The organism is Micromonospora sp. NPDC049139 (assembly GCF_055586845.1).
Genome location: NZ_JBVJHK010000034.1, coordinates 36759 through 43835, shown reverse-complemented (window position 1 = coordinate 43835; position 7077 = coordinate 36759). Strand labels below are relative to the sequence as shown.

5 protein-coding genes and 1 pseudogene are annotated in these 7077 nt (G+C 74.6%); 2 read left to right on the top strand and 4 right to left on the bottom strand.

The features are described 5' to 3' along the window. Positions 1–178 (top strand): annotated as a pseudogene (locus tag ACZ6Q9_RS32595) (AAA family ATPase); the annotation flags it as partial. After that, on the top strand, positions 175–1713 hold the full coding sequence (locus ACZ6Q9_RS32590) for an ABC transporter substrate-binding protein (protein ID WP_396831077.1): 1539 nt from the start codon (positions 175–177) through the stop codon (positions 1711–1713). The pseudogene ACZ6Q9_RS32595 and the gene ACZ6Q9_RS32590, both read left to right, overlap by 4 nt. Positions 1714–1926: 213 nt before the next feature. Here ACZ6Q9_RS32590 and ACZ6Q9_RS32585 read toward each other — a convergent pair whose 3' ends face one another. The 4 genes from ACZ6Q9_RS32585 to ACZ6Q9_RS32570 form a co-directional block, all read right to left on the bottom strand. Continuing rightward, positions 1927–3186, bottom strand: coding sequence for an ABC1 kinase family protein (locus tag ACZ6Q9_RS32585; RefSeq protein ID WP_393460653.1), 1260 nt, complete (start codon positions 3184–3186; stop codon positions 1927–1929). A 146-nt stretch (positions 3187–3332) separates the two neighbouring features. Next, positions 3333–3968 (bottom strand): NHL repeat-containing protein, encoded by a 636-nt coding sequence (locus tag ACZ6Q9_RS32580; protein WP_393460650.1) that lies wholly within the window; start codon positions 3966–3968, stop codon positions 3333–3335. Further along, a complete protein-coding gene (locus ACZ6Q9_RS32575) occupies positions 3965–4858 on the bottom strand; it encodes a methyltransferase domain-containing protein (protein WP_357464251.1) in 894 nt (297 codons plus the stop codon). Before ACZ6Q9_RS32575 ends, ACZ6Q9_RS32580 begins: the two co-directional genes overlap by 4 nt. Before the next feature lie 75 nt (positions 4859–4933). Next, positions 4934–6799 carry a BTAD domain-containing putative transcriptional regulator gene (locus ACZ6Q9_RS32570; RefSeq protein WP_393460647.1) on the bottom strand — a complete coding sequence of 622 codons (1866 nt, stop codon included), beginning with the start codon at positions 6797–6799 and terminating at the stop codon, positions 4934–4936. Positions 6800–7077: the final 278 nt, after the last annotated feature.

The window sequence follows — 7077 nt, the reverse complement described above, 5'->3', positions numbered from 1 at the left end:
CGACATCGAGGACAACCTGTCCGAGCGGATCCTGTTCAACGAACTGACCCCCGGCCAGATCGTCGTCGTCGACTGCGAAGGCGACCCCAGCAACACCGCCAAGTCCAAGCTGGTGTTCCGGGGCGGCGACAAGCCGGCGACAGGGCCGGTCCCCGACGCCGGGGCGGTGACGGCATGACCGGCGTACGCGAGCAGGAGCGCGTCACCGACACGCCCACCGGGACGGACACCCTCCGCTTCCTGGGACCCGTCGACGGCGGGCTGCCCGACGAACCGGCGCCCGGCTGCATCGGGACCGGACAGATCCTCCGGCTGCTCACCCGGCAGCTGTTCGCGTACCCCACCGGCACGGATCCGGCCGTCCGACCGGTGGCGGACGCTGCCGTGGAACTGCCCACGGTCGACAACGGAGGAATCAGCGCGGACGGGCGCACCTGGCGCATCCGGCTCCGGGACGGCATCCGCTGGGACGCCCAGGCCGCCCGGGAGCTGACCGCCGGCGACGTCGTCCGGGGCCTCAAGCGCACCGCCCACCCCCTCGCCCGCGCGATGCGCCCGTACCTCGGCGAGATCATCGAGGGCATGGCGGACTACTACCGGGCGTACGACGAGGCGCTCGGGCACTGGGAGGCGCACGCCCCCGCCTTCGCCCAGTTCCAGCAGTTCACCCGGATCCCGGGGCTGCGCGCCGAGGGGGACACCGTCGTCCTGCGGCTCACCGCGCCGGCCAACGACCTCGTCGACCTGCTCGCCACGGGATTCACCGCAGCGGCCCCCCGGGAGTACGACTACTACGTGCCCGAGAGCCCCGAGCTGTACCGGTGCACGCCGTCGGCCGGGCCGTACCGGATCGCCAAGCGGCTGTCCCCGGGCGGCGACCTCGTCCTGGAGCCCAACCCCCGGTGGGATCCGGGCACCGACCCGGTACGCCGGCGCACCGCGCGGCGCATCGAGGTCGTCGCGGCGGCGGACGGCCAGCCGGTCGACCCGGCGTCGGGCTTCGGGGTGCTGTCCTGGTCGGCGCCGTCGCCGGCGGCCCGGTTCGCCGGCACGGGGTGCAGCTACTACCTCGCCGCGGGCACCAACGGGGCGGCCGAGCCCCACGCCGTACGGCATGCCCTGTCCTGGGCGCTCGACCGCGCGGCCCTCGCCGAGGCGGCCTGCGCGGCCGGCGCCGACGGCGCCGCCACCCAGCACAGCGTCTTGCAACCCGGGCACCCGGCGGCGGAACGCGGCGCCGACGACGCACCCGACGCCGGTGATCCGGAGCGGGCGAGGCGTCTGCTCGACGCCGCCGGGCTGGGGGAGGGGGCCCGGCTGACCCTGGGCGTTCCCGCCGGCTCGCGGCTGGGCGCCGTGGCCGCCGCGCTGGTCGCGGTGTTGGCCCGGTACGGCATCACCCTCGTGCCGGTCCCGCTGGCCCCCTCCGGGGGGCCGGGCGTCGACGTCGTGTTGCACGAGTGGGTGCCGGCCTGGGCCGGCGACGCCGGTCGCGACCTGGTGCACCGGATGTGGCCGTCCGACGGCCGCGCCGGCGACCCGGCCGAGGTGGCCCGGGAGGCGCTGCGGGCCACGGACCCGGGCGAGGCGGCGACGCTGTGGCGTCGCTTCGACCGGCTGGCCACTGCCGACCTGCGGCTCGTGCCCCTGCTCGTGGCCGACTGGCCGCGGGCCCGGGCCGACGGTGTGGCCGCCGGGGCGGCCCGGTGGTAGGGGCCGTCGGGCCGGGCTGACCACGCCGGCAACGTCGCGGGCCGGTCGCGGATGCGACCGGCCCGCGGCACGTCCGGCACCGGTGAGGCGGGCGAGCCCTCGGCCCGGTCCGACGTCGGCGGGGTGGCCGGACCGGGCCGAGGCTGCTTCGACGGGTGGGCGGTCGGGTGATGTGGCCCTGTCGAGCTGCCCCGCCTGTGGGACCGCCTGTCGTCAGCGGATGCCGAACAGCGCCCGGTTGAGCACCGGCTTCGCGGTCTCCTGGAAGTCGATGTCGGGGTCGAGCGACCGCACCGTGCCCTCCACGACGAGCAGCGACAGCAGCGGGAAGACCAGCTCGGGCGACGCGGCCACCCCGTACCGGCGTTGCAGGTCGAACAGCTCGCCGGCGAAGGCGATCAGGCTGAACTCCTTGGCCGACAGGCGGTAGCTGCGGGCCACCAGGTCCTTCACGCCCTCGGTGAAGGCCGGCACGTCCGCGTCGTCGGCGACGCCGATCGCGCTCTCCAGCACGATCGCGGCGCAGCGGTCGCCACGCCCGATCGACATGTTGAGGAAGAAGTCCGCGAAGAGCCCGCGCATCTTGTCCGACAGTTGGACGCTGAAGCCCGCGTCCAGCACCACCACCTGCCCGCTGCGGGTGAAGTAGAGGTTGCCGGGATGCAGGTCGCAGTGGACGAAGCCGTTGATGAACAGCATCTGGTAGACCACGGTCAGCGTCGACGCCGCGAACGTCCGGCGCATCGCGCGGGGGCACCGGGCGCCGGTGTCGACGGCCAGGTCGGGGATGAAGTCCATCACGATGGCCGCCGGCCGGCTCGCCGCGGCGTGCACCCGGGGCACGCGTACCCGCGGGACCCCGCCCAGGTCCTCCCGCAGCCGGTCGAGGTCGCGTCCCTCGCGGCCGAGGTCGAGCTGTCCCAGCACCGACTCGCAGAGGCTGTCCACCACCTCGCGGACCGGCACGCCGCGGAACATCGGCAGCCGGGCGACCACCGAGGCGCCCCGGCGCAGCAGGCCGAGGTCGGCGGCCATCCGGGGACCGATCCCAGGGCGGCGCAGCTTCACCGCGACGGTGGCCCCGTCCGGCAGCGTCGCCCGGTAGACACAGGCGATGCTGCCGCTGGCCACCGGCGTCTCCTCGACCGAGGCGAAGACGCTGTCCAGCCGGTCCCCGTACACCTCGCGCAGCGCGGCCCGGCTCTGCGCGGCGTCCATCGGCGGCACGTCGTCCTGCAACATGGACAGCTCCTCGCAGAGCAGCGCCGGTACGACGTCACGGCGGGTGCCCAGCACCTGCGCCGCCTTGATGAACGTCGGGCCCAGCCGGGCGACCGTCCGCGCGACCTCCCGGGCGAAGCGGCGGCGGCCGGCCGGCCGGCCGTGCCGGAGCGCCGTGCCGGCGGCTGCGGCGAGCCCCGCCGCGAGTGACGCGGTCGCCACCGAACCGATGACGACCGCGCGTGCGCCCAACCCCGCCCCACCGGGTGCGAGCGGTGGACGGCGCGATCCGGAGGGTGGGGCGGCGCGCAGGGCCGCCGAACCGAGGGGGGAGAGGCCGAAGATGAACTTGGACGGAACCATCGTGCGCCTTTCTGCCGAGGGGTCAGCAGGCCGGGTCAGGCGGTCGTCGCGGACAGCCCCGGCACGTCCAGCGCCCGCAGGCGCAGGTTGGCGGCGTCGCCGTACCACAGGCGCAGGCCGTCCCAGGTCAGGCTGGTGGGCCGGCCGTCGACGTGGATCTGCAGCACGTTCCGCCCGGCGCGCAGGTCGAAGACGGTGATCGCCTCGCCGAGCCGGTCGGTGTGGGCGACGTACCGGTCCGTCACCGTCACCCCGGTGACGCCGAGCGGGGCGGGCACGGTGGCCAGGAGCCGCAGGTCCGAGGAGTGCCGGAGCTCCAGCGCGTCGGACCAGCCCAGCCAGATGCCGTCCTTGCCCGCCTCCATCCCGCAGATTGGCACGCCCGGCCGTGGGCTCGGCACGTCCCGCAGGATGTCGCCGGTCTGCGTGTCGCAGAGCCGCAGCGCCCCGTCGGTGGCGTAGAGCAGGGCCCCGCCGAGCGAGGTGAGCCCGGCCACCAGGCCCGGGCAGGACAGCGTGTGCCCGGGGGCGCCGGTGCGTGGGTCGAGGCAGGTGGCCTGCCCGCGGCCCTGGTCGGCGTACCAGAGGGCGTGGCCGGACCAGGTGAGGCCGGCGAGCTGTTCGACGTCGATGGAGAGGTCGTGCACCGACGCCGCGGTGTAGATGATCATCGCTTGTCCGCCCGGTCGAGGTGACAGTCGAGGCGCCACCGGGTCACGTCCCGAGCGGCGGGACCCTCCGGACGTCGGGGGCGCACGTGCACGGTGTCGCCCGCGGCGACCCGCGTGTGCCGGAGCGGCCAGACGAAGACCGCCCAGTTGCAGCCGAGGTAGGAGGGCATGTTGGACAGTTCGATGCCCGGCGCCAGCGTGGCGGTGAAGTACCCGAGCACCGCGTGCAGCGTGCCGTCGCGCTCGAGCGGCAGGGCCAGCGGCCGGGCGGCGCGCAGGCCGGTGTCGCCGCGGCCGGTGTCCACGAGGACGGCCGGCTCGCCCAGCAGGACCGGCTCGCGGCTGAGGAAGTGCAGGTGCGCCGACGGCTCGACCAGCTCCTGGACCACGTCCAGCCGCATGCCGAGGAAGTCGTCGCTCCAGATGCCCCAGCCCTCGTCGTCGAACTGCACGGCGGCGAGCCGGGTGACCACCCGCTCGGGCACGACGACGCCGCCGGGCCGCAGGTTGCGGCGGTTGAACGTGCGCAGGATGCGGGCCATGTCCTCCTCGGGCCCGAGGTTGCCCATCAGCTCGCAGACGGTCACGTCGACCTGGCGCGGCAGCCGGGCGAGGCGCGCGTCCCCGACGACCAGGGTCACCCGGTCGTCCCAGTCGTTGGCCTTGATGATCCGGTCGGCGACGGCGGCGACCTGGGGATCGGCCTCGACGGCGTAGACGTGGGCGGCGCCGTGCCGCAGGGCCAGCGCGGTGAGCGCCAGGGTGCCGGCGCCGACGTCGGCCACCACCGTGTCCTCGTCGACCGCCGCGGCCAGCGCCCGGTCGTACGCCTCGACGCGGCGTCGGTCACCGAGCATCGCCTGGTGCATGAGCAGGTGGCGCTGGTCCATGTGCGATCTCCCGCCCCGTCGACCGGCTGATCTACTGGAGAATCATATAGTAGAAATTGACGCTTGTCCCCTGCCTCAGCGACCCGTGTGGCAGCCGCAGGTGCAGCCGACGGCGGGGGGTTCACCGTCCACGCCGTGCTCGTGCAGGAGCTGCCGGGCCAGGGCGTGCACCGTGCCCAGCATCCGGTAACGCCGGCCCGACGAGCTGTGCCGGACCTCCAGGACCGACTTGTCCACCAGCCGCTCCAGCAGCATCTGCACCGTACGCGGCTCGCCGGCGATCGCCTTGTCGGCGACGGCCGCCGCCTCCAGGCAGAACGCGGCCGGCATCGCGCCGAGCGCGGTGAAGCAGCGTTGCTCGGCCGGATCCAGCAGCTCGATGCTGCGGTGCACCGCGGCGTGCAGCGAGCGGTGGTGACTGGGCACGCCGCGGCGGGGCGGCTGGATCCGGCGCAGCGGGTCGTCGAGCCCGTCGACCAGCGTCTCCAGGCGCTCCGTCCGCAGGCAGGCGGCGGCGAGCTCGATGGCCAGCGGCAGCCCGTCGAGGGCCCGGCACACCGACGCCACCGCCTCGACGTTGGACTCGGTGAGCCGGAAGCCCGGCCGCACCTGCGCCGCCCGCCGGGCGAACAACTGCAGGGCGGGCTGCGCGGCCAGATGGCCCGGCTCCGCGTCCACGCCCAACGGCCGCACCGGGTACACCGCCTCGTAGGGCAGCCCGAGCAGCTCCCGCGAGGTCAGCAGGATGGTGATCTGCGGGCAGTTCCGCAGCACGTCGTCCGCCAGGTCGGCGGCCTCGTCGGTGACCAGCTCGGCGTTGTCGAGCACGAGCAGCAGCTTCCGGTCGTGCAGCCGGTGCACCAGCGGGTCGCAGCGGCCGGCGCCCCGGGCAGGTGGCTCGTCGACGGCGACCTCGACCGCCCGGGTCAGGTCCGGGCCGGTGCGGACGTTCGCCAGGTCGGCCACCGCCACGCCGTCGGCGAACCGCTCGCGCAGCTCCTCCGCCGCCGCCAGGCCGAGCGCCGTCTTGCCGACGCCGGCCGCCCCGGTCAGGCTCACCAGGCGGTACTCGCGCAGCAGGTCGCAGACCGCCGAGAGGTCCGCCGCCCGCCCGATCAGCTCGTCCACCACCGGTGCCGGCCCCCGCCACGGTGGTTGGTGGACGCCGGGCCGGGCGTCCAGCACCTCCCGGTACGCCGCCGTGAGCTCGGGGCCCGGGTCCACGCCCAGGTCGAGCTTGAGTCTCGTGCGCACGTCGGCGTACCGCTCGATGGCCCACGCGCGCTGGCCGATGTGGGTGAGCGCCTGGAGCACCCGGGCCTGCACCCGCTCGTTGAGCGGCTCCGCCTGGGCCAGCCGCTCGGCCAGCGGCAGGACCGCATCCGGCCGGCGCAGCTCGAGGCCGAGCGCGACGTAGTCGAGCGCGGCGGCCAGGAACTCCTGCCGCAGCGGGCCGATGTCGTCCTGCTCGGCCAGCAGCACGGACAGGTCGCCGATCTGGGGATCCTGCCACTGGTCGACGCTCTCGCCGTACCGGGCGAACGCGCTCTCCAGCTCGCCGCTGTCCCGCAGCGCCGCCGCCCGCCGGACGCCGGCGCGGAACACCTGCAGGTCGAGCTGGTCGTCGGCGACGGTCAGCCGGTACCCGCCGGGCACCGACACGATGGCGTTGGTCCGCTGTCGTCGAGGCGTGTCGGGCTCGACCGCGTGGCGCAACCGCGCGACGTAGGTGTGGACCAGGTTGGCGGCCCTCGTCGGTGGCTGTCCCGCCCAGAGTGCGGCGATCAGGTCGTCCAGCGGCACATGTCGTCCGGCCCGCAGGGCCAGCAGGGCGAGGACCGCCCGCTGCTTCGGGGGGCCGAGGTCGACCTCCCTGCCGCGAATCGTCGCTCGGACGGGACCGAGGATCTGAATTCGGAGTCCGATCTCGGTCCGGTTCACACGTCCCCCAGCTGTCGTGGCGCTGTGCTCAGTGCTCCTCCACTTTAAGTGAAGAACTTCCATACTTAAAGAGGCGGAGCTGTCGCACTGGGTAGCCGGGCCGGCGTCATCCCGGCGTCAAGTGGCCGTCAAGAACGGTGCCGGAAACTTGGCTGCGGCAGCCGGCGGCACCCGATCGAATCGTGTCCGGCCCAGGCCGGGCAGCTCTCGACCACGACCCGGAGCGGAGAGATGCGGACGATCGCACCCCACGGTTCGTACCCCCACCTCGCGACGCG